This is a genomic window from Actinoplanes flavus (assembly GCF_017592555.1).
GTDB classification, from domain to species: Bacteria; Actinomycetota; Actinomycetes; order Mycobacteriales; family Micromonosporaceae; genus Actinoplanes; species Actinoplanes flavus.
Genome location: NZ_JAGFNS010000006.1, coordinates 97,115 through 117,513, shown reverse-complemented (window position 1 = coordinate 117,513; position 20,399 = coordinate 97,115). Strand labels below are relative to the sequence as shown.

The 20,399-nt window shown below is 70.6% G+C and carries 14 protein-coding genes and 1 pseudogene; 10 read left to right on the top strand and 5 right to left on the bottom strand.

Going from position 1 to position 20,399, the window contains the following annotated elements; genetic code table 11:
• Positions 1–9: 9 nt before the first annotated feature.
• Positions 10–1,494, bottom strand: a complete 1,485-nt coding sequence (locus J5X75_RS10935; protein ID WP_208467239.1) for a CoA-acylating methylmalonate-semialdehyde dehydrogenase — start codon at positions 1,492–1,494, stop codon at positions 10–12.
• A gap of 59 nt (positions 1,495–1,553) precedes the next feature.
• Here J5X75_RS10935 and J5X75_RS10930 point away from each other — a divergent pair, with 59 nt between their 5' ends.
• Complete coding sequence (locus J5X75_RS10930; protein WP_307798020.1) at positions 1,554–2,888, top strand: aminotransferase class I/II-fold pyridoxal phosphate-dependent enzyme; 1,335 nt, start codon at positions 1,554–1,556, stop codon at positions 2,886–2,888.
• Between the two features lie 375 nt (positions 2,889–3,263).
• Here the strand turns inward: J5X75_RS10930 and J5X75_RS44140 are convergent, their stop codons facing one another.
• The 3 genes from J5X75_RS44140 to J5X75_RS10915 form a co-directional block, all read right to left on the bottom strand.
• Positions 3,264–5,804, bottom strand: coding sequence for a serine/threonine-protein kinase (locus tag J5X75_RS44140; protein WP_238487683.1), 2,541 nt, complete (start codon positions 5,802–5,804; stop codon positions 3,264–3,266).
• A 175-nt stretch (positions 5,805–5,979) separates the two neighbouring features.
• Complete coding sequence (locus tag J5X75_RS10920) at positions 5,980–8,226, bottom strand: ABC transporter permease (protein WP_208467237.1); 2,247 nt, start codon at positions 8,224–8,226, stop codon at positions 5,980–5,982.
• Complete coding sequence (locus tag J5X75_RS10915; protein WP_208467236.1) at positions 8,220–8,945, bottom strand: ABC transporter ATP-binding protein; 726 nt, start codon at positions 8,943–8,945, stop codon at positions 8,220–8,222. Before J5X75_RS10915 ends, J5X75_RS10920 begins: the two co-directional genes overlap by 7 nt.
• Before the next feature lie 181 nt (positions 8,946–9,126).
• Here J5X75_RS10915 and J5X75_RS45915 point away from each other — a divergent pair, with 181 nt between their 5' ends.
• The 3 genes and pseudogenes from J5X75_RS45915 (at position 9,127) to J5X75_RS10900 (ending at position 11,775) form a co-directional block, all read left to right on the top strand.
• Positions 9,127–10,287 carry a sensor histidine kinase gene (locus J5X75_RS45915; protein WP_208467235.1) on the top strand — a complete coding sequence of 387 codons (1,161 nt, stop codon included), beginning with the start codon at positions 9,127–9,129 and terminating at the stop codon, positions 10,285–10,287.
• Positions 10,284–10,963, top strand: a pseudogene (locus J5X75_RS10905) (response regulator). The gene J5X75_RS45915 and the pseudogene J5X75_RS10905 overlap by 4 nt, the downstream one beginning before the upstream one ends.
• Positions 10,964–11,358: 395 nt before the next feature.
• Complete coding sequence (locus tag J5X75_RS10900) at positions 11,359–11,775, top strand: phage holin family protein (RefSeq protein WP_208467234.1); 417 nt, start codon at positions 11,359–11,361, stop codon at positions 11,773–11,775.
• 247 nt (positions 11,776–12,022) lie between these two features.
• Here J5X75_RS10900 and J5X75_RS10895 read toward each other — a convergent pair whose 3' ends face one another.
• Entirely contained in the window at positions 12,023–12,874 is an 852-nt protein-coding gene (locus J5X75_RS10895; RefSeq protein WP_208467233.1) for a hypothetical protein, read from the bottom strand.
• 34 nt (positions 12,875–12,908) lie between these two features.
• On the opposite strand from J5X75_RS10895, the gene J5X75_RS10890 reads away from it, so the two are divergent.
• The 6 genes from J5X75_RS10890 to rhaI all read left to right on the top strand — a co-directional run bounded on the left by J5X75_RS10890 (position 12,909) and on the right by rhaI (position 20,397).
• A complete protein-coding gene (locus J5X75_RS10890) occupies positions 12,909–14,129 on the top strand; it encodes a DUF3618 domain-containing protein (RefSeq protein ID WP_208467232.1) in 1,221 nt (406 codons plus the stop codon).
• A gap of 565 nt (positions 14,130–14,694) precedes the next feature.
• Positions 14,695–15,723 (top strand): autoinducer 2 ABC transporter substrate-binding protein, encoded by a 1,029-nt coding sequence (locus J5X75_RS10885; RefSeq protein WP_208467231.1) that lies wholly within the window; start codon positions 14,695–14,697, stop codon positions 15,721–15,723.
• 3 nt (positions 15,724–15,726) lie between these two features.
• A complete protein-coding gene (locus J5X75_RS10880) occupies positions 15,727–17,229 on the top strand; it encodes a sugar ABC transporter ATP-binding protein (protein ID WP_208467230.1) in 1,503 nt (500 codons plus the stop codon).
• Positions 17,226–18,221 carry an ABC transporter permease gene (locus tag J5X75_RS10875; RefSeq protein ID WP_208467229.1) on the top strand — a complete coding sequence of 332 codons (996 nt, stop codon included), beginning with the start codon at positions 17,226–17,228 and terminating at the stop codon, positions 18,219–18,221. The genes J5X75_RS10880 and J5X75_RS10875 overlap by 4 nt, the downstream gene beginning before the upstream one ends.
• Positions 18,218–19,249 carry an ABC transporter permease gene (locus J5X75_RS10870; RefSeq protein WP_208467228.1) on the top strand — a complete coding sequence of 344 codons (1,032 nt, stop codon included), beginning with the start codon at positions 18,218–18,220 and terminating at the stop codon, positions 19,247–19,249. Before J5X75_RS10875 ends, J5X75_RS10870 begins: the two co-directional genes overlap by 4 nt.
• Positions 19,246–20,397 (top strand): L-rhamnose isomerase, encoded by a 1,152-nt coding sequence (rhaI, locus tag J5X75_RS10865; RefSeq protein ID WP_208467227.1) that lies wholly within the window; start codon positions 19,246–19,248, stop codon positions 20,395–20,397. The genes J5X75_RS10870 and rhaI overlap by 4 nt, the downstream gene beginning before the upstream one ends.
• Positions 20,398–20,399: the final 2 nt, after the last annotated feature.

Here is a 20,399-nt window from a genome sequence, read left to right as displayed (position 1 = left end):
GAATCATCCTCAACGGGTTTGCGGGAAGCCGAGATCGACGGACGAGGTGCCCGGGTCCGGCCAGCGGGAGGTGACGACCTTGCCGCGGGTGAAGAAGTGGATGCCGTCCGGGCCGTACATGTGGGTGTCGCCGAACAGCGACGCCTTCCAGCCGCCGAACGAGTAGTAGGCGACCGGGACCGGGATCGGCACGTTCACGCCGACCATGCCGGCGTTCACGTCGAACTGGAACCGCCGGGCCGCGCCGCCGTCGCGGGTGAAGATGGCAGCGCCGTTGCCGTACTCGTTGTCGTTGATCAGCTGGACGGCCTCGGCGTAGGTGTCCACGCGGACGATGCTCAGCACCGGGCCGAAGATCTCGTCGGTGTAGACCGTCATCTCCGGGGTGACGTCGTCGAGCAGCGTGGCGCCGAGGAAGAACCCGGGCCGGTCCGGGATGTCCCGTCCATCGGCGATCACCGTGGCGCCGGCGTCAGCTCCGGCGGCGATGTAGCCGGCGACCCGGTCACGATGCTGGGCGCTGATCAGCGGGCCCATTTCGGAGCTCGCGTCCGTACCATCGCCGATCTTGATCTTTGGAAGTCGCGCCGCGATCGCCTCGACCAGCGGATCCGCGATCTCGCCGACCGCCACCACGACCGAGATCGCCATGCAGCGCTCACCGGCGGCGCCGTAACCCGCGCTGATCGCCGCGTCGGCGGCCGCGTCCAGCTCGGCGTCCGGAAGGACGATCATGTGGTTCTTCGCGCCGCCCAGGGCCTGCACCCGCTTGCCGTGCGCCGTGCCGGTCTCGTAGACGTACTTCGCGATCGGCGTCGAACCGACGAAGCTCACCGCGGCGACGTCCGGGTGCGTGAGCAGCGCGTCGACCGCCTCCTTGTCACCGTGCACGACGGTGAAGACACCCTCCGGCAGACCGGCCTCGGCCCAGAGCGCGGCCAGCCAGTTCGCCGCCGACGGGTCCTTCTCGCTGGGCTTGAGCACGAAGGCGTTGCCCGCGGCGATCGCGGTGGCGCACATCCACAGCGGAACCATGGCCGGGAAGTTGAACGGGGTGATGCCGGCGACCACGCCGAGCGGCTGGCGGATCGAGTAGACGTCCACCCCGGTGGCGGCCTGCTCGGAGAAGCCGCCCTTCATCAGGTGCGGGACGCCGGTGGCGAACTCGACGTTCTCCAGGCCGCGGGCCACCTCGCCGGCCGCGTCCGCGAGCACCTTGCCGTGTTCCCGGGTGACGATCGCGGCCAGCTCGCCGCTGCGGGCGGCCAGCAGCTCGCGGAACCGGAACAGCACCGCCGAGCGCCGGGAGAGACTCGCCTCCCGCCACGCCTTCGCGGCCACCTCGGCGCTGGCGACGGCGACCGCGACCTCGGCGGCCGAAGCGAGATCGACCTGTGCGATCTGCTCGCCGGTGGCGGGGTTGAAGACCGGGCCGACCCGGCCGGACTCGCCGGCACGCTCCGCGCCGCCGATCCAGTGCGCAATGTGCATCATGCCGCCGAGATTATGTGACGGCACTGGACCGAACAATGCTCCGGTTGTACTGTCACAAAGTGTTCTACCAGGCCGTCAGGGAACGGTTCGCCGAACCCGGCGCACGCGGACTCGCCGAAGCGGTGAGCCGCGCCGTCGGCGAAGGCGCCCTCACCGGCGGCACGAAACTGCCGCCCGTGCGCTCGGTCGCGGCCGAACTGCACCTCTCCCCCAGCACCGTCAACGCGGCATGGCAGCTGCTGCGGCGGGCCGGAACCATCCGCACCGACGGACGGCGCGGCACGGTCGTCGCCACCCCCGGCGCCGGTGGGCCCGGGCGCTACCGGGCCGCCCTGCGGCAGACCACCGGATTCGGGCTCGACCTGTCGACCGGAGTGCCCGATCCGCGGCTCCTGCCCCCGATACCCGCGCTGCACGGGCTGTCCCCCGCGCCGGCCAGCTATCTCGACGAGCCGGTTCTGCCCGGGCTGGGTGCGCTGCTGCGGGAGCGGTGGCCGTACCCCGCCGAACGGCTCGCGATCTTCGACGGGGCGATGGACGCCATCGACCACGTGGCCTCCGCACTGCTGCGGCTCGGCGACCTCGCCCTCGTCGAGAACCCCTGCTTCCCCCCGCTGCTCGACCTGCTCGACACCCTCGGCGTGACCGTGGCCGGCGTCGCCACCGACGCCTCCGGCATGCTGCCGGACCAGCTCGCCGCGGGCCTCGCCCGGCGGCCCGCCGCCGTCTTCCTGCAACCCCGGGCCCTCAACCCCACCGGCGCGTCGTGGTCACCGTCGCGGGCCGGCGCGCTCGCCGACGTTCTCGCCCAACACCCCCAGGTGTACGTGGTGGAGGACGATTCCGCCGGCGACCTGGCATCCGGGCCACTGCTGTCGATGGGGACGCGGCTGCCCCGGCAGACCGTGCACGTGCGCAGCTTCTCCAAGTCGCACGGGCCCGACCTGCGGCTCGCGGCGGTGAGCGGGCCGGCCACCGTGCTCGACCCGATCCTGGAGCGCCGGCTACTCGGCCAGGGCTGGACCAGCCGGCTCCTGCAACACCTGCTGCTCGGCCTGCTCACCGACCCGGCGTCGATCGCGGCCGTACGCGCCGCCCGGAACGAGTACGCCCGACGGCGGCGACTGATCACCACCGGCCTCGCGGCGGCGGGCATCGAACTGCCGCCCGGCGAGGGCCTCAACATCTGGCTGCCGGTCGCCGACGAACAGGCCGCGTTGCTGAGCCTGGCCAGCGCCGGAATCGGGGCCGCCGCGGGCACCGCCTTCACCGTCGGGCCGGGCATGCCGCCACACCTCCGGCTGACCGTCGGGCTGGTCACCGAAGATCACGCGGTGGTGGCGGAACACCTGGCCAGGGCTGCTGAGGCGGCCGCCCGGCCGATCCCCCGCTGATCTTCGCCATCCACTCCGGTCCCCGCCCTCTGCCCCCTCACGCCCAGCCCTCGCGCCCCACTCCTCGGGGTTCACTCCTCGAGGTTCACTCCTCGCCGCTATTCCTCGCGGTTCACCCGCCGCGGTTCCCTCCGCGCCGCAACTCCTCGCGGTCCACCCGCCGCGACTCACTCCGCACCGCAACACCTCGCGGTCCACCCGCCGCGACTCACTCCGCACCGCAACACCTCGCGGTCCACTTCCCGCGCTCTTTTACTGCGCCCACTCCTCGCGCTCTTCTTGGCGCGGCTTAGTCCTCGCGCACTGCTCGGCGCGGCTCAGCCCTCGCTCAGCTGGCGCGCTCGGCGAGACGTTGCCGCCGGGGCGGGCGGCCGGTCACTGCGCCGGCCGGAAGCTGTCGAACACCAGTTGGAGATCCTTGCGGGACTCGTCCCAGACATCGTCACGGGTCTGCCAGTAGAAGCCATAGGCCTTGTCGTCGCGTACCACCGTCCCGCGGTTGTTGACATGCTGCCGGACCCCGCTGCGGTTGAAGGTGAACTCCCAGTCGGCCGCTTTCCGGAAGTAGTCCACCGCCGCGATCTTCACCTCCCGGTATCCCGGGAAATCCCCTCCCGACACTCGGTTCCCAGCCTGCTCACGCCAGTCGGCCACCGGGTTCGACCGGGGTTTGTTCGTCTGATCGATGCCGAGGACCTTGCCGTCCCCACGGAAGTAGACGATCGTTCCCTCCTTCGTCCGCCTCCAGCCTTTCGGCACGTACACCGAGAACCCCGTCTTGTCCGTATACAGCTCCCAGCCGGCCGGCAGCACCGGTCGCCCGTCCCCCTCCGGTGACGGCGATGGTGACGGCGCCTGGGCGTTCTGCGTGGCCGGCGCGCTCTCCGGGGCCCGCGACGCGGTCGCTTCGGGGGTGCCTGCCGTGGCGGTGGTGCCGGTCTCCTTCTCGTCCGCCGACGGAGTTCCGCCACCCCGGCCCGTGACAAACCAGATCCCACCGACCAGAAGGACCACGACGATCGCCGCGGCCAGCAAAATCAGGCGACGAGGCCGGCCGGGCGCCGTGCGAACTGTCGCCAGCTCGCCATTACCCGCCGTGCCCGGAAATGTCGTCGCTCCTCCGGACATGCCGCCGCCCACACGGCTCGCCCCACTGACCGGCTCGCCATCGACCCTGGTACGAGTCTCCGTAGCGCCGGACCCATCGTCCGAACCGCCGTCGGGCGCGGCTCCGCCCACAACCGTCTCAGCCGCCCGGGCGTCCTTTCCCACGCTCTCCATCGATCGGCTGCCCACTTCGAGCGCCGCCGCATCCCCCACGCCCGCGGCATCCCCCGGCGCACCACCCACATCGAGCGCCGCCCCACGCCCCGCGTCCGCAGCATCGCCGGACACACCACCCACATCGAACGCCGCCCCACGCCCCGCGTCCGCAGCATCGCCGGACACACCACCCACATCAGGCGCCGTCCCACGCTCCGCGTCCGCAGCATCGCCGGACCCGCCACCCACATCACGCGCCGGCCCGCGCCCCCACCCCGTCGCATCGCCCAACCCCCCACCCACACCACGCGCCGCCCCGCGCCCCAGGCCCGCAGCATCCCCCGACACGCCACCCGCATCGAGTTCCGCCTCATGGCCCACGTCAGCAGCGTCCGTCGAGCGGCCGTCCTCGTTGGTGCCGCTCGTGACCGCTGCGCCCGGGCCCGCGACGATGGCACCCTTCTCGGGCAGCGCCTCGCGATCGGCTGCCGCGTCGTCCTCGGATGCCTGAGCGTCGCCGGCTGTGGCTCCTGCCTCGACCGCCGGAGTGTGGGCGACATCCGAGGCCGCCACACCACCCTCACCCGCGACCTGAACGCCATCCGACCCCGCTGTGCCGCCCTCACCCGAGCCTGCGGCGGGCTGCCCGGCTGACGGCGCCCCGCCAGCCGGTACCGCTTCGCGATGCGGTCCCGTGGCGGCCCCGGACGCTCGACCGCCGTCGGGCTCGCCCTCTCCGGCTGCGCCTGCGACCGGCAGTTGATCGCTCGCGATCCGTGGGCGCGGGACTCTGGCGGTGGCCCTCCGGGTCGGTGGGCTCATGCCACGGCTGCTCTCCGGCGACAGGTTGGCGAGGATCGCGCGGAGAAGGCTTTCGGCGTCCTCGGCGGTGAGGCGTCTGGCCGGATTCTTCTTGAGCAGACCGTCGAGCAATGGCCGAAGCGGACCGGCGTGCTTCGGCGGGTCAGGCTCCTCGGTGGCCAGGGCCGCGAGGGTGGCCATGGTGGAACCTCGCTGGTAGGGCGCGTGGCCCTCGACGGCCGCGTACAGCGTCGCGCCGAGCGACCACAGATCGGCCTCCCGGCCGCTGACGCCGCTCTGCGCCCGCTCCGGGGCCATGAACTGCGGCGAACCGACCAGGATGTCGGATCGGCTGATCACTCCGTCGTCGTCGACGGCCGCGATGCCGAAGTCGGTGAGCAGCACCCGCCCGTCGTCGGCGATCAGCACGTTCGCCGGCTTCACGTCGCGGTGCTCCACACCGAGCCGGTGCGCGGTACGCAGGGCGGCGAGGAGATCCAGACCGATCCGCGCCACCCGGTAGGGATCCAGTCGTCCCTGCCCGGCGATCTCCTCCCGCAGCGACCGTGACGGCACATACTCCATGACGATCCAGGTGCGGTCTTCGAGTTGCAGCACGTCGTACACCTGGACGACGTTGGGATGACTGATCCGGGCCGCCGCGCGCGCCTCCCGGAGCGTGCGCCGAGCGGAACTCGCGCCGTCCCCACCGAGCGGCTGGTCGATCTCCTTGATCGCGACGTCGCGCTCCAGGGTCTCGTCCCGGGCGAGCCGAACCTGCCCCATTCCTCCGCGGCCGAGGCTCTCGCCCAGCCGGTACCGTCCGGCGAGGAGCACGGGCGCATCAGGCATGCGCACCGTTATACCCGCCAGCCGCACCCGTAATGCGAGCCCCCCATCCGCCCCACCCGACACATCGGACATGCCGCCGCTCGTCCTGCCGAGCCGTCCCGCGTACCCCGACCCGGCTCTCGCCGCGTCCCCCCGGTAGCCGGCTGGCGCGGGATGGTGAACGACACGTCACTCGTCAGACCGCAAGGCCGGCCGGCGAATGGCGGCGGATCAGGCGCGCGGCTGGAATCGTGGCGGCGCCGACGGCGAGAAGCAGACAGGTCAGCACGGTCGCGGCGAGAACCGGCCATGACACCAGGACCGGCACGTCCTGGCCGGTCTGGGCGCTGAGGGAACGCGCCGAGCCGGCGATCGCGATCAGGCCGGCGGTGCCGCCGAGCAGGGAGCCGATCGCCACGGCCAAGGCGGTCTCCAGGCTCACCGCCCGAAGAACCTGCCCGCGGGTCGCGCCCGCCAGTCGAAGCGCCCGATAGTCGGACCGTCGGTGGCGGGCCGTCATGAGCAGCGTGTTGGCCACGGTGATCGCCCCCGCACCGGCGGAGACGGCAAGCAACAGAAGCGTGAAGACGCCGATCAGCCGGTCGTCCTCTGCCTCGATCTGGCGGGCGAGGTCAGCCGGCGCCGCTTTACGGGCGCCGGGACCGGGCGCGCTGTCCGGCGCCGGGTAGGCCGCGGGAGCGAGCGCCGACGGATCGTGCTTCCGGACCGTGTCGCGAGGCACGACCAGGCCGGACGTGAACGGGCCCGGTGGTGCTGTCCCGGTCACCCGCAGTGTCTCGGACGATCCGTCGCCGAACGTCACGGTGACCCGGCCGGGAACCGAGCCGACCCGCCCCGCCTCCGGCCCCGCGACCAGGGCGGTCCCATAGGCGACCCGCACATCGCCGATGGCGGTCAGGGCACGCTGGCCGATGTAGACGGTGGTGTCGAGAGGGGCTTCGGGCGCGACACCGTCATGCAGGCCGGGAGTGCCGTCCGGCACGAGGACCTGTCCCGCCGGGACGGTGGCCGCGCGCTCGGAGTCGAAAGCGGCGTTCGACGTCTGGACCGTGCCGGTGACGAAGACCGCGAACGCCACCGTGAACAGCACGGGTGCTGCGGTCGAGGCGGTGCGCCGCACGGCGGACCGGGCGCTCTCCCGCGCCAGGGTGGTGATGATCCCCGAGAGCGGTGCGAGCAGCACCCGGATCAACGCGGGCACCACGGCCGGTGCGAGCAGCGCGAACGCCGCGATCAACGCCATCGCGCCGAGCAGAGCGTACGTCCCGAACTCCCGCATGTCTCCGGAAGCCGCCGCCGCAGCACCGGCGGTGATCGCGGCGGCGCCGGCGGCCGACCCGAACGCCCAGCGCACGCGGCTCATCGCGCGTTGCTCCAGTTCGGCGACCCGCAGCGCCTCCAGAGGTCCGACCCGTGACACGCGGCGCGCCGCGGTCATGGTGCCGGCCAGCGACAGCAGCGGGCCGACGGCGAGTGCTGCGGCAAGCACTCCCGGAGCCCAGCGCACCGTGTGGCCGGCCGGCTCCAGACCAGCCCCCACCAGGACGGAGGCCAGTGGCACGGCGGCGATCGATCCCAGAAGAACACCCACCGCTGACGCGACGGCACCGAGCATCAGCGCCGACCGGTAGAGCATGGCGCGGACCTGCCGCGGGGTGGCGCCGACCGCCCGAAGCAGACCGATCTCGCGACGGCGCTGGTTCACCTCGAAGGCGGACGTCGACGCCACCAGGAACACACACGCGAACCCCGCGACGGCGGCGGTCGCGGTGAGAACCTGCATGCCGATCCAGCGGGTCCGGGCATCGGAACGCGGCTCGGCGAGCCCTCGCTCGTCTCCGGTCAGCACGGTCCCGTCGGCTCCGACCGCGGCCTGGAGTGCCACCGGATCCGCGGTGCCCTCGACACTGATCGCCCGGACGCCCGGCGCCAGGCGACTCGCCGCCTCCTCCGGCAGATAGACGCCCGGCCAGTCGGTGTGCCCGGTCACCAGCCACTGCTCCGGACCGGCCCCGGTCAGCAGGGTCATCGAATCGCCGACCGCGACGCCCAGGTCCCGGTCGACGACGGCCCCGGCCTGGTCCGCCCCGTGCCAGGCGTGCCCGTGGATGCTGCCGGCGACCGCGCGGCCGTCGAGCACCGGCTGCGCGTAGAAGTCACGATCGACGGTCACATCCGTTACTCCGGGCACCGCACGAAGCCGCTTCACCAGCGACGACATGGTTTCGGCCGGCCAGGGCACCGGCTCGGCGAACTCGTCGGGCCGGTTGTCGGGCGCCGGGCTCTGCACCACGGCGGCGGATCCGGCGAAGCGATCCGGGACTCGTGGTCGACCTGACGTCAGCAGCAGCAGGAACGTGGTGACGATGAACGTGCCGACCAGAACCGCGACGAATGTGCCGGCCCGGCCCCGGGTCAGCACGACCGCTCCAGCGCGGTCATCCGGTCCGCGACACCAGCCGCGTCCACGCCCGTCAACTCGTCGGTGATCCGCCCGTCCACCAGGAGCACCACCCGATCGGCGACAGCGGCCGACACCGGATCGTGGGTCACCATGACCACCGTGCGCCCGTGCCGGTCGACCAGGTCCCGCAACAGGGTGAGGACCTGATGAGAGGTGCGGTTGTCGAGAGCACCGGTGGGCTCATCGGCGAACAACACCGCCGGCCTGGTGAACAGGGCCCGGGCGATCGCAACCCGTTGCTGCTGGCCTCCGGAGAGTTCGCGAGGGCGGTGCCCGATCCGGTCCTCCAGCCCGACCTCGGCGAGGGCCGCCCGCACCCGGTCGCTGTCGGCTCGCCGTCCGGCGAGCCGTAGTGGCAGAGCGACGTTCTGCGCGGCGGTCAGCGAGGACACCAGATTGAAGTCCTGGAAGACGAAACCGACCCGGTCCCGCCGCAGCCTCGTCAGTGCGGTCTCGTCCAGCTCTCCCAGACGAGTACCGGCGATCGTCACCGCTCCCGATGTCGGCGGCTCCAGCCCGGCCGCGCAGTGCAGAAGGGTCGACTTGCCGGAGCCCGACGGCCCCATCACCGCGGTGAAGGTGCCCTCGTCGAAGGTGGCGGTCACCCCGTCCAGCGCGGTCACCGGGCCGGCTCCGCCGTCATACGTCTTTCCCACGTCGTCCAACCGGACTGTCATGCCCTCTCCTCGGGTCGGCGGTGCTCGAATCGAGGTTCGCGGCTCGGTGCGCGGAAGTCGTCGGGCCGTGGGCCGATTTGCGGCGTCCACCCACGGGAGGGCGTGGAGCGCCAGGTCATACCAGGGTCTGACCGACTGCGGGCCGACGCGCTCCGGCGACATTGATGGCTACGCTCCCCCCGTGCCCGCTTCGTCGTTCCTGACACTGCGCCCCGGTCCGGTGGCGCGTTTGACCGCGGATCTCTCCCTCGCCGCCGGTGCCGGTGTGCTGTGCTGGTATGCGGCGGCGGAGACCCCAGCGGACCGGCTGGCCGAACCAGGTTGGCTGGCAGTGGTGGCGGCGGCCGTGATCAGCGCGCCGCTCGCCGTGCGGCGCCGGTGGCCGGTCTCGGTGGCCGTCGCTGTCGCGGTGGCCTCGACCGCGCTCCTGGGCACCGGCATCATCCCGGACTACGCCTCACCCGCTCCCCTGCTCGTCGTCGGTGCCGCGCTCTACAACGTCGGCCGCCACGTGGCCGGCCCGCGAGGGCGGTGGACCGCTCTGGGTGCGTCGGCGTTGTTGCTCTGCGGTGTGGTGTTCGGGAGTTGGTGGGCAACCCACGCACCGCAGGGTCCCGGGCTCGCCGGGATGGCGTTCACCACGCTGGTGTGTGGTGCCAGCTGGGCTGTCGGATGGACGCTGCGCGAGCGGCGGCGCCACTCCGAGCTGACAGCCGCGCAGGCCACCGCCCGGGCGGTCGCCGAGGAAAGACTGCGGATCGCCCGGGAGATGCACGACGCGGTCGGGCACAGCTTGAGCCTGATCGCGGTGAAGGCGGGCGTCGCCAATCACGTCGCCCGGCAGCGGCCGGAGGAGGCGCTCGCCGCCCTCGAGGTGATCGAGTCGGCGAGCCGGAGCGCGCTCGCCGAGTTACGGAGGACGGTCGGCGCGTTGCGGACCGAGCCGGTGTACGACGTGGCCCCGACGCTGCGGGACCTCACCGGGCTCGCGGACCGAGCCCAGGCCGCCGGGGTGGCGGTGGACCTGGACGTCCACGGGAGCCGCGACCTTCCCGAGCTGGTCGCGCTGGCTGCTTACCGCATCGTCCAGGAGTCGCTGACCAACGTGGTCCGGCATGCCGCTCCGGCAACGTGCCGGGTCGACGTCCTGGGTGCCGTCGACCACCTGCGGATCGAGGTCACCGACGACGGCAGACGACAGCCCGCTCCGGCGGCCGGCGGGACGGGACTCGCCGGGATGCGGGAACGCGTCGCGGCCCACGGCGGCACGTTCAGCGCCGGCCCGCGCCCCGAGGGCGGTTACGCCGTCGTCGCAACCTTGCCGTATGGATCACCGTCGTGACCGCTCCGGAGACTCCGATCCGGGTGTTGATCGTCGATGATCAGGCTCTCCTGCGGGCCAGTTTTCGGCTCCTCCTCGACACCACATCCGACCTGGTGGTGGTCGGCGAGGCCGGCACCGGAGAGGAGGCGGTCACGCTGGCTCGGCAGGAGAAGCCGGATGTCATCTTGATGGATATCCGCATGCCGGACATGGACGGGATCGAAGCCACCCGCCGGATCTGCGCTTCGGCCGCTACCCCGGAAACGCGGGTCCTGATCCTCACCACGTTCGACTACGACGAGTACGTGTTCGCCGCATTGCGGGCCGGCGCCAGTGGCTTCCTTCTCAAGGATGTGGTGCCTGCCGACCTGATCACTGCTGTCCGGGTGGTCGCCGACGGCAACGCGCTGTTGGCGCCGGCGATCACCGGCGGCTGATCGCGCACTTCGCCGATCTGCCCGAGCCGGCCGGGCGGCCGTCCACGGACCTGGGAAACGTGACCGATCGCGAATGTGAGGTGCTGTTTCTGATCGGCAGCGGCCTCTCCAACCTGGAGATCGCGTCGCACCTGCAACTCAGCCTCGCCACGGTCAAGACCCACGTCGGGCGGCTGCTCGCCAAGCTACAGGCGCGGGATCGAGCCCAGCTCGTCATCGTCGCCTACGAAACCGGCCTGGTGGTCCCAGCCAAATGAACCGGCGGCGAGTTCGGCCCTTCGCCGCCGCGGTTCGGAAGGCGGCAAACCTCGAGTGGCGGAATGGAGGCGATCTGAACGCACAGCTCCGGTCCCGGGAAGCGGAGGGCCTCGGCATGGCGGCGACAGATCCACGCGCTCCGGCTCGGTGTGCACGGATGGCCTCCGCGGCCATTGCGAAGATCGGCAGGGTGGTGGGCCGGTCGCGTTCTCCAGGCCGGCGCACGTGCCGTCCGTCGAGCGTTCAGCGTGGCTGGCTGGAACGGGACCAGCCTGTGCCGCCTACTCGACGGCGCCGGACTTTTCCGGCATTTCGGGAGGCAGAAAGGGCGATTAGTCAGCATTGGCCGGGGTACACGTCTGTCGCGGAGAACCGTGCAGGACGGAGGGGGACGATGACCCACACAGACCCACGAATCGATCAGTCGACGGCGGAGTTGGTCAGCCGGCTCAGTGAACAGGTGACCACCCTGGCGCGGGACGAACTGGCACTCGCCCGGATCGAGATGGTCGAAAAAGGCAAGAAGGCCGGGAAGGGTGCGGGTCTGCTCGGCGGAGCCGGGGTGATCGCACTGTACGGGATGGGCGCCCTGCTGATCACCGCTGTTGCGGCCCTGTCGATGGTCATGCCGATGTGGGCGGCCGCCCTGACCGTGGCGGTGATTCTGCTCTGCGCCGCCGTCATCACGGCGATCGCCGGCAAACGGGAGGTACGAGAGGCGGTGCCGCCCACTCCTGAGGTGGCGATCGCCAGCGGCCGCAAGGACGTGAACGAGTTCATGGCGGCTGCCCGGCGTGGGACGCACGCATGAACGCCTCCGACAGCAACCCCGCAGAGGCCCGCCGGTCATCGTCCAGCCACAACCGGCCCAAGCCGGGCCCACCCGCGTCGAGCCGGACGCCCGACAACACCACTCCGATGGGCGACGCCGGCAGCGGATCCACGGCCACAGCGGCCGGCAGTCGTAAACCGGTCACGGGTGATACAACCCGACGTTCGGGGGCGACCCCGGTGAGCGGGTCGGCGACGAACAAGGCGCCCAGCGGCATGCGAAGTGATCAAGCCGGCGCCCGGAACGCCCCGGCCGCACACAGCAAACCGGCAGCCGGACCGGGCACACACAGCAGCCCGGCACCCGCAACGGGCGCGCACGGCGCCACCTCCCAGGCATCGGGTTCACACAGCACCGTGACAACGAAGCAGAGTTCACACAGCACCGTGACGCCGGGACCGGCCTCGCGCAGCACAGTGACCACCAGCGCCGCCACCGGGACTGCGGGAAACGTTTCGTCCGCGGGGCCAGCCTCATCGGCGGGTGAGGGTGCAACGCATTCCGGTGGTCCAGGAACACCCAAACCCACACCACCGCCGGCAAGCATCCCGCCCAGCCACACGGAACCTCCGCGCAATGCCGGCACACCCAAGCCGACGCCGCCGCCCGCGGCCACTTCGGGGCATCGATCGCCGCCTACCAGCACGAAGACTGAGCCCACTCCAGCGGCGGGCGCCGGGCAGCCGGGCAGCGATTCGGGCCAGTACGGCGGCACGGAAACGCCCGACACGCCTTCGCCGACCGCCGACGGAGAACACGCGGGCAGGTCGGGAACGCAAAAGCCGACCTCATCCTCGTCGGCGCGGTCGAGCGCCGCTACCACGTCTGAAACAGGCCAGAACACCTCAACAGCAAAGGCGGCGAACGGTACCGCGAGGCCCAAGCCCACACCGCCGAACTCAGGGTCCGATAGCCCATCACCGACGGGCATGAGCGCGACAGCCAAACCCACCACGTCGACAAGCTCCGGGACCGGCAGCCCATCGCCAACGGACACCAGCACCTCGGCCAAACCCACACCGCCATCAGGCTCCAGGGCCGGCCGCTCGGCAACAACGCCGGACGCGAACGCGCCCAAGTCGGCCCCCTCTATGGGCGCGGGCGGATCGGCAATGACGTCGGGTACCGGTGGGCGGGCCAAGCCGACTCCGCCGAGCGCCGCCGCGGCGAGCGGTCACTCGAAGCCCGGCACCAAATCGCCCGAGGCGGTCGACAAGGGAGCAACGGGGCGGGCCGCCATGCCCACGCCAGGCTCGACGGCAACGGCAGGCAGCGCCATGTCCGGTACGGGAGCTGCTTCCGACGCTGTGTCGGGCACGGCAAGCCGCACCAAAGCCCACGTCGTGGAGATGAGCACCAGCACGCCTGGGACGCAGGCGGCGACCACCCCGCTGGCGCATGGCGCCGAGACAGCCGAGCACATGGCGACATCGAGTGCGGCGAGCACGCAGCAGCGGGGTACGGCGCCTAGCGGCGCCCACGCGGAACGGAAGGACAGGGCGGAACGGAAGGACAAGACAGACAAGACACCGACCGCCACCGACTCGGAACGGAAGGACAAGCCGGACAAGACACCGACCGCCACGGATCCGCACCTGAAAGACCAGCGGGACGAGGAAGTGCGCGCCGCGGCCGAGCGAGCTCGCAACGGTGAGGGTGGGGACGCCTCCGAGCGGGCCGACGCACTGCGCGCCGAGATCGAACAGACCAGGGCCGAGCTGGGCGAGACGGCGGCGGCCCTCGCCGCGAAGATGGACGTGCCTGGGAGGATCAAGCAGGCCACGACCGAGAAGACTGGGCAGATCGCTGACACCGTGGCGGAGAAGAGCGGGAAGCTCGCCGACACCGTGGCGGAGAAGAGCGGACAGATCGCCGACACCGTGGCGGAGAGAAGCGGACAGATCGCCGCGACGGTCGCGGACAAGGGCGGTCGGCTGGCAGAGTCGGCGGGCAACCTGGCTTCGAAAGCCGAACCGGCCCGGCTCAAGGAGGCAGCGAGCAACGCGATGGGTTCGCTGACCGGCAAATCCGGGGAGGGCCACGGCCATCGTGCGGCTGATCCAGCCGAACACGGCCAGATGCGGCAGACCACGGCGGAGACCCGCACCCACCTAGCCGAGAGCGCCGCTGATGCGGCGGAGCGCGCCACCACCGCGATCGGTACTCTGCCCGGGCGTGCTTCCGAGGCGATCGGCACGATGCGTGAACGCGCTTCGTCAGCGATCGGCACGATGCCAGACCGGATGTCCAAGAAGCGGCGGCGCTACGCGTTGATCGGCGCAGGCCTGGTGGTCGCCGCAATCGCCGTGGCACTCATCCGAAGACTCCGCTGATCGCTCGCCGACGGGGCCTGCCGCACCATGGCGGGCCCCGTCGCGCACCACGGCAACGCCCACCGCGATACAGCAACGCCCAGCGCAACGCGGCGACACCCGCCGCACCACGGCAACGCCACCTCAACCCGGCAACACCCAGCGCAACGCGGCAAAGCCCGCCGCACCACGCCAACGCCACCTCAACCCAAGCAACACGCAGCGCAACGCGGCGACAAGGGTGGGAAACCACATACCCGACGCGGCCGTGAGTGGCGGGCGCGCGGAACGGGCCGACGCCGGGACACGGTGACCGGAACGGATCCACCGAGGAAGATCGCCGCGCCGCCGGGTGGATCCGATGCGGGGAGACAGCGGGTGACGCGCCGGTGGCCGGCAGAGCGCATGGACGGCTGCCCACGACCGCGTCTTGAAACGTCTCACAAGACACCATGGGGCAATTGGCCTACCCGAAGAGGAAATCAAGGGCACGCGCCGAATCAACTCTTGACCCTGCCCTAACTGGCTCGTAACGTGAGTCACACCTCAGCTAGAACGTTTCAAGAACTCCTCTTCGGGAGGCTTCATGCGCCCTCGGTTCACCGCCGCCGTCGTGCTCACCACGACGGCCGCCATAGCTCTGTCCGGCTGCACCAAGAAGAACGACACCGACACGGCCGCTTCCAGCGGGTCCGGCGATAAAACGTACAAGGTGGCCTTCGTCCCGAAGTTGCAGGGTGTCCCCTACTTCGAGGCGATGAACGCGGGCGGCAAGGAGGCGGCCGCCGCGCTCGGCAACGTCGAGTGGCTCTACCAGGGTCCGACGCAGGCCGACGCGGCCGCGCAGGCCGACATCGTCCGGTCGTACATCCAGCAGAAGGTCGACACCCTGATCGTCGCCCCGAACGACCCGGACTCGATGGCCCCGCTGCTCCAGCAGGCCAAGGACGCCGGCATCCACGTGGCGACCGCCGACACCGACGCGCCGACCAGTGTCCGGGAGGTGTTCGTCAACCAGGCCACCGCCCAGGGCATCGGGGAAGGGCTGACCGACGCGCTGCTCAAGGAGATGGGCGGCAAGGGCAAGTACGCGATCGTCTCCTGCGGCCAGACCGCGGAGAACCTGAACGCCTGGATCAAGGTGCAGCAGGAGTACACCAAGACCAAGTACCCGGAGGCGGAGATCGTCGACGTGGTCTACGCCGGTGAGGACCAGGCGAAGGCCACCCAGATGGCGACCGACCTGATGAACGCGCATCCGGACCTGACCGGCCTGGTCGGCGAGTGCACCTCGTCCGCGCCGGGTGTAGCGCAGGCGGTCAAGGACGCCGGCAAGATCGGCAAGGTCTTCACGGTCGGCCTGGGCACGCCGCAGGCGATGAAGCCCTACCTGCAGGACAAGTCGTCGAGCGCGGCGATCCTCTGGGACGTCGAGAATCTCGGCTACCTGACCGCGTGGGCCGGCGCGCAGATCGCGCAGGGCAAGCCGTTCGCGGCGACGAACAACGTGTCCAGCGAGCTGTCGGCGGTCGCCTACACCGAGGCCGACAAGATGCTGCTGCTCGGCCCGGCCCTGGCCATCACCGACGAGAACGTCGACAAGTTCAACTACTGATCGATGACCGACGAGACGACGCCCCGGCTGCGCCTGACCGCTATCTCGAAGCGGTTCGGCGCGGTCCGGGCCATTCAGCACGCTGATTTCACGGTACGGGCGGGCAAGGTGCACGCCCTGGTCGGTGAGAACGGCGCGGGCAAATCCACGATGATCAAGATCGTGGCGGGGGCGGAGACCGCCGATTCGGGCCGGATCGAGTTCGAGGGCGTGGCGGCCGAGATCAAGAGCACCACGGACGCCATCGGACTCGGCATCGCCACCGTCTACCAGGAGCCGCAGCTGTTCCCGGAGCTGACGGTGGCGGAGAACATCTTCCTCGGCCGGGAGCTCAAGAAGGCCGGACGGGTCGACTGGGCGGCGCAGAACGCGAAGGTGGTCGAGCTGCTGGAGTTGCTCGGCCTGCCGGAGCGGTACGCGACCGCCGAGGTCGGCACCCTCTCGGTGGCCGAGCAGCAGCAGGTCTCGATCGCCAAGGCGCTGGCCGCCGACGCGAAGGTGCTGATCCTCGACGAGCCGTCGGCGATCCTGACCGACGCCGAGATCGAGGTGCTCTTCGACGTGGTCCGGCGGCTCACCGCCGCCGGGGTCGCGGTCATCTACATCTCGCACCGTCTGGACGAGCTGTTCCGGATCGCCGACGAGGTGACGGTCATGCGTGACGGCAGGACGATCGGCACGTACCCGAACAAGGATCTGAGCGTGCGCCAGATCGCGCACCTGATGGTCGGCGAGGAGCTGTCCGACGCCCGGCCGCATCGTGAGGTCCCGGAGGGACCGGCGGCGCTGGAACTGCGTGGCCTGGGCCGCACCGGGAAGTTTCGCGACGTCGACGTGACCGTGCGGGCCGGCGAGATCGTCGCACTGTACGGACTGGTCGGCTCGGGTGTATCCGAGATCGCTGCATGTGTGTACGGCATTGATCGCGCTACACATGGACAGCTTCTAGTCGACTCAACGCAAGTCACCATCAAGAACCCCGAGCATGCACAGCGACTGGGCATCGCCCTGTTGCCGGCGAACCGCAAGGTCGAGGGGATGTTCGGCTTCCAGTCGATCGCGTTCAACATCTCCACCGGTCATCTGCGGCTGCTGTCCAAGCTCGGCGTCTGGGTGGACCGGGCCCGGGAGAAGGCCGTCGCGTTGCGGTTGATCGAGCGGCTCGCGGTGAAGACGCCGCACGAACGGCAGCCGATCAGCGCGATGTCCGGCGGCAACGCGCAGAAGGTGATCCTCGCCCGGCAACTGGTGGAGCGGCCGCGGGTGCTGGTGCTGGCCGAGCCGACGCAGGGTGTCGACGTCGGCGCCAAGGAGGAGATCCACCGGTTGATCACCGAGCTGGCCGAGGAGGGCACCGCCGTGCTGGTGGTGACCTCGGACCTGCCGGAGGCGCTGCGCATCGCCGACCGCATCCAGGTGGTGCGGGGCGGCACGACGACCGACGAGTTCGGCCCGGACGCCAGCCAGGTGGACCTGCTGGCCGCAGCCGCGGGAGGCAGCGAATGACCGCGGTTGCGGAAGCGAAGATCAAGAAGCGGGTGCTGCCGTCACCGGTCACCGGCCAGGAAATGGTGCTGGTCGGTGTGATCGCCGTGCTGTGGGCCGCGCTCGCGGTGAGCACCCCGGCGTTCCTGACCGCCGGCTCGATTCAGCCGCTGCTGGTGGCGACCGCCCCGGTGGCGCTGATCGGCGTCGGCATGACCATCGTGATCATCACCGGCGGCATCGACGTCTCGGTCGGCGGCGCGATCATGGTCTGTTCCGTGCTGACCGCGAAAGCGCTGGTCGAGGCCGAGGTGGGCCTCGCCGTGGCGGTGCTGCTGTCGGTCGCGGCGGGCGCACTGCTCGGCCTGGTCAACGGCGTGCTGATCGCCTACGGCCGGGTGCACGCCATCATCATCACCTTCGGTACGGCGAACCTGTTCATGTTCCTGGGCCTGCGGATCTTCGGCTCCGGGACGGTGAACGGCATCCCCGGCACGCTGGCGTTCTTCGGCCGTGGACCGGACGGGCGTACCCTCGGCGTCCCGCACGCCTTCCTGATCACCGTGCTGATCACGGCGGCCGCCTGGTGGTGGCTACGGCACACGGCGGGTGGCCGGCACTTCTTCGCGATCGGCGGTGACGCGCAGGCGGCCCGGCTGGCCGGTGTCCGCGTGCAGCGCCGGGTCCTGCTGGCCTACGTGCTGACCGGTCTGCTGGTCGGCCTGGCCTCGTGTTTCGTGATCGCGCAGGGCACCTCGACGCTGGATCAGTCGGTCGGCGCCGGCAAGGAGCTGGCGGTGATCGCGGCGGTGGTCATCGGCGGCACGAGCATCATGGGCGGCCGCGGTTCGGTGCTCGGCACCCTGCTCGGCGCGCTGCTGGTGCAGTCGGTGGCCTCCGGGGTGACCCAGCTGGGCTGGCGTTCGCAGCTCTCCGACCTGTTCGTCGGCATTTTCATCATCGTGGCGGTCGGGGCCGACCTGCTGCGTGCCCGGGCGAGGAGGAACCGGTGAGCAGGGCGGTCCGGATTCTTCTCACGCAGCGGATCGCGCTGCTCGCGGTTCTGATCGTGGCCGTCGTGGTGACGTTCTTCGTCAACGACGCGGGCGGCTACCTGACGGCACCGTACGACTTCGACTACATGTCGGCGGCGCTGATCACCGCGGTGCCACTGGCCATGCTGGGGCTGGCGGAGATGCTGGTCATCCTGTCCGGGCGGGGCGGCATCGACCTGAGCGTGGGGGCGATCGTGTCGCTGGCCGGCATGGTGTTCGGCTTCGCGTACGGCGAATGGGGCTGGCCGCTGTGGCTGGCGATCCTGGCGACGGCCGGGTTCGGCGCGCTGCTCGGCGCGGTCAACGGTTTCCTGGTGTCGTACATCGGGTTCCCGGCGCTGATCGCGACGCTGGCGACGTTCTACGCGTACAAGTCGGTGGCCATCGTGATCAACGATCAGCAGCCGATCAGCACCGAGCCGATCCAGAAGCTGTTCTCCATCAGCAGGTCGGTGGAGCTGCCGCTGTTCGGCCAGTACGTGCCCGACGTCCCGCTGGGCATCTTCACGTTCCTGCTGCCGACCGTCGTCGCGGTCTGGGTGCTGCTGGCCCGGACGGCGTACGGGCGGCGGCTCTACGCGATCGGCACCAACGACGTCGCCGCTCGCTGGGCAGGGCTTCCGGTCAAGGACACGCGCTTCAAGGCGTACGTCTATGCGGGTTTGATCTCGGGTTTGGTGGCCGTGGTGACCGTGGGCCAGTTCGCCTCGGCGCGCCCGGACGCCGGGGTCTCCGGCAACGGCATGGCCCTGCCGGCCATCACCATCGCCGTGCTCGGCGGGGTGGCGATCACCGGCGGCATCGGCCGGGTCGCCGGGGTGGTGCTGGCCACGCTGCTCATCGTCTGGCTCAACGCCGGCATCCTGCTCGCCTTCGTCGGTAACGAGGGTTCCCAATACCAGCTTCTCGCGCTGGGCGCGGTGCTGGTGTTCGCCGCGCTGTTGAACGGGCTCACCAACAGGAAGTACGGAGGAAGCGCATCATGAACCTGGACGGACTCGACGGTTTCACGATCGAGGTCCCGAGCTGGGCGTACGGGAACTCGGGCACCCGGTTCAAGGTGTTCACCCGTCCCGGTGGGCCGCGGAACCCGTACGAGAAGATCTCGGACGCCGCGCAGGTGAACCGGGTGACCGGCCTGGCCAACCGGGTTTCCCTGCACATCCCGTGGGACCTGGTCGACGACTGGCCGGATCTGCGGGCGCACGCCGACAAGCTGGGTGTGCGGATCGGCGCGATCAACTCGAACCTGTTCCAGGACGACGACTACCGGCTCGGCTCGCTGTGCCATCCGGAGAGCGCGATCCGGCGCAAGGCGGTCGACCACCACCTCGAGTGCCTGGACGTGATGCGGCAGACCGGTTCGACGGATCTGAAGATCTGGCTGCCGGACGGTCTCAACTACGCCGGCCAGGACTCGCTGCGCGGCCGGCAGGACCGGCTGGCCGAGTCGCTGCGCACGATCTACGACGCGATGGACGACAACCACCGGATGCTGCTCGAGTACAAGTTCTTCGAGCCGCACTTCTACACCATGGACATCCCGGACTGGGGCACCTCGCTGCTGCACTGCCTGGCGCTGGGCGAGAAGGCGACCGTGGTGCTGGACACCGGCCACCACGCGCCGGGAACGAACATCGAGTTCATCGTGATGCAGCTGATCCGGCAGAACCGGCTGGGCGCGTTCGACTTCAACTCGCGCTACTACGCCGACGACGACCTGATCGTCGGCTCGGCCGACCCGTTCCAGCTGTTCCGGATCATGTCGGAGATCGTGGCCGTGGGCGCGCACCGGCCCGAGTCGGGCGTCAACTTCATGCTCGACCAGTGCCACAACATCGAGGAGAAGATTCCGGGCCAGATCCGCTCGGTCCTCAACGTCGAGTCGGCGCTGGCCAAGGCGCTGCTGGTGGACCAGGAGGCGCTGGCCGCCGCGCAGCGGGCCGGTGACGTGCTGGGCGCGCATCAGGTGCTGATGGACGCCTACGAGACCGACGTGCGGTCCGCTCTCGCGGACCGGCGGGAGGCGCGGGGCCTGCCGCGCGATCCGGTCAAGGCCTTCCAGGCGACGGGGTACGCGGAAAGCGTGGCCGCCGAGCGGATCGGTGGCACACAGGCGGGCTGGGGAGCGTGATC

Coding starts and splice junctions, on each gene's coding strand:
- J5X75_RS10935 (WP_208467239.1), bottom strand. CDS start 1,494: ATGATGCACATTGCGCACTGGATCGGCGGCGCGGAGCGTGCCGGCGAG.
- J5X75_RS44140 (WP_238487683.1), bottom strand. CDS start 5,804: ATGCCTGATGCGCCCGTGCTCCTCGCCGGACGGTACCGGCTGGGCGAG.
- J5X75_RS10915 (WP_208467236.1), bottom strand. CDS start 8,945: ATGACAGTCCGGTTGGACGACGTGGGAAAGACGTATGACGGCGGAGCC.
- J5X75_RS10900 (WP_208467234.1), top strand. CDS start 11,359: ATGACCCACACAGACCCACGAATCGATCAGTCGACGGCGGAGTTGGTC.
- J5X75_RS10890 (WP_208467232.1), top strand. CDS start 12,909: ATGACGTCGGGTACCGGTGGGCGGGCCAAGCCGACTCCGCCGAGCGCC.
- J5X75_RS10885 (WP_208467231.1), top strand. CDS start 14,695: ATGCGCCCTCGGTTCACCGCCGCCGTCGTGCTCACCACGACGGCCGCC.
- J5X75_RS10880 (WP_208467230.1), top strand. CDS start 15,727: ATGACCGACGAGACGACGCCCCGGCTGCGCCTGACCGCTATCTCGAAG.
- J5X75_RS10875 (WP_208467229.1), top strand. CDS start 17,226: ATGACCGCGGTTGCGGAAGCGAAGATCAAGAAGCGGGTGCTGCCGTCA.
- rhaI (WP_208467227.1), top strand. CDS start 19,246: ATGAACCTGGACGGACTCGACGGTTTCACGATCGAGGTCCCGAGCTGG.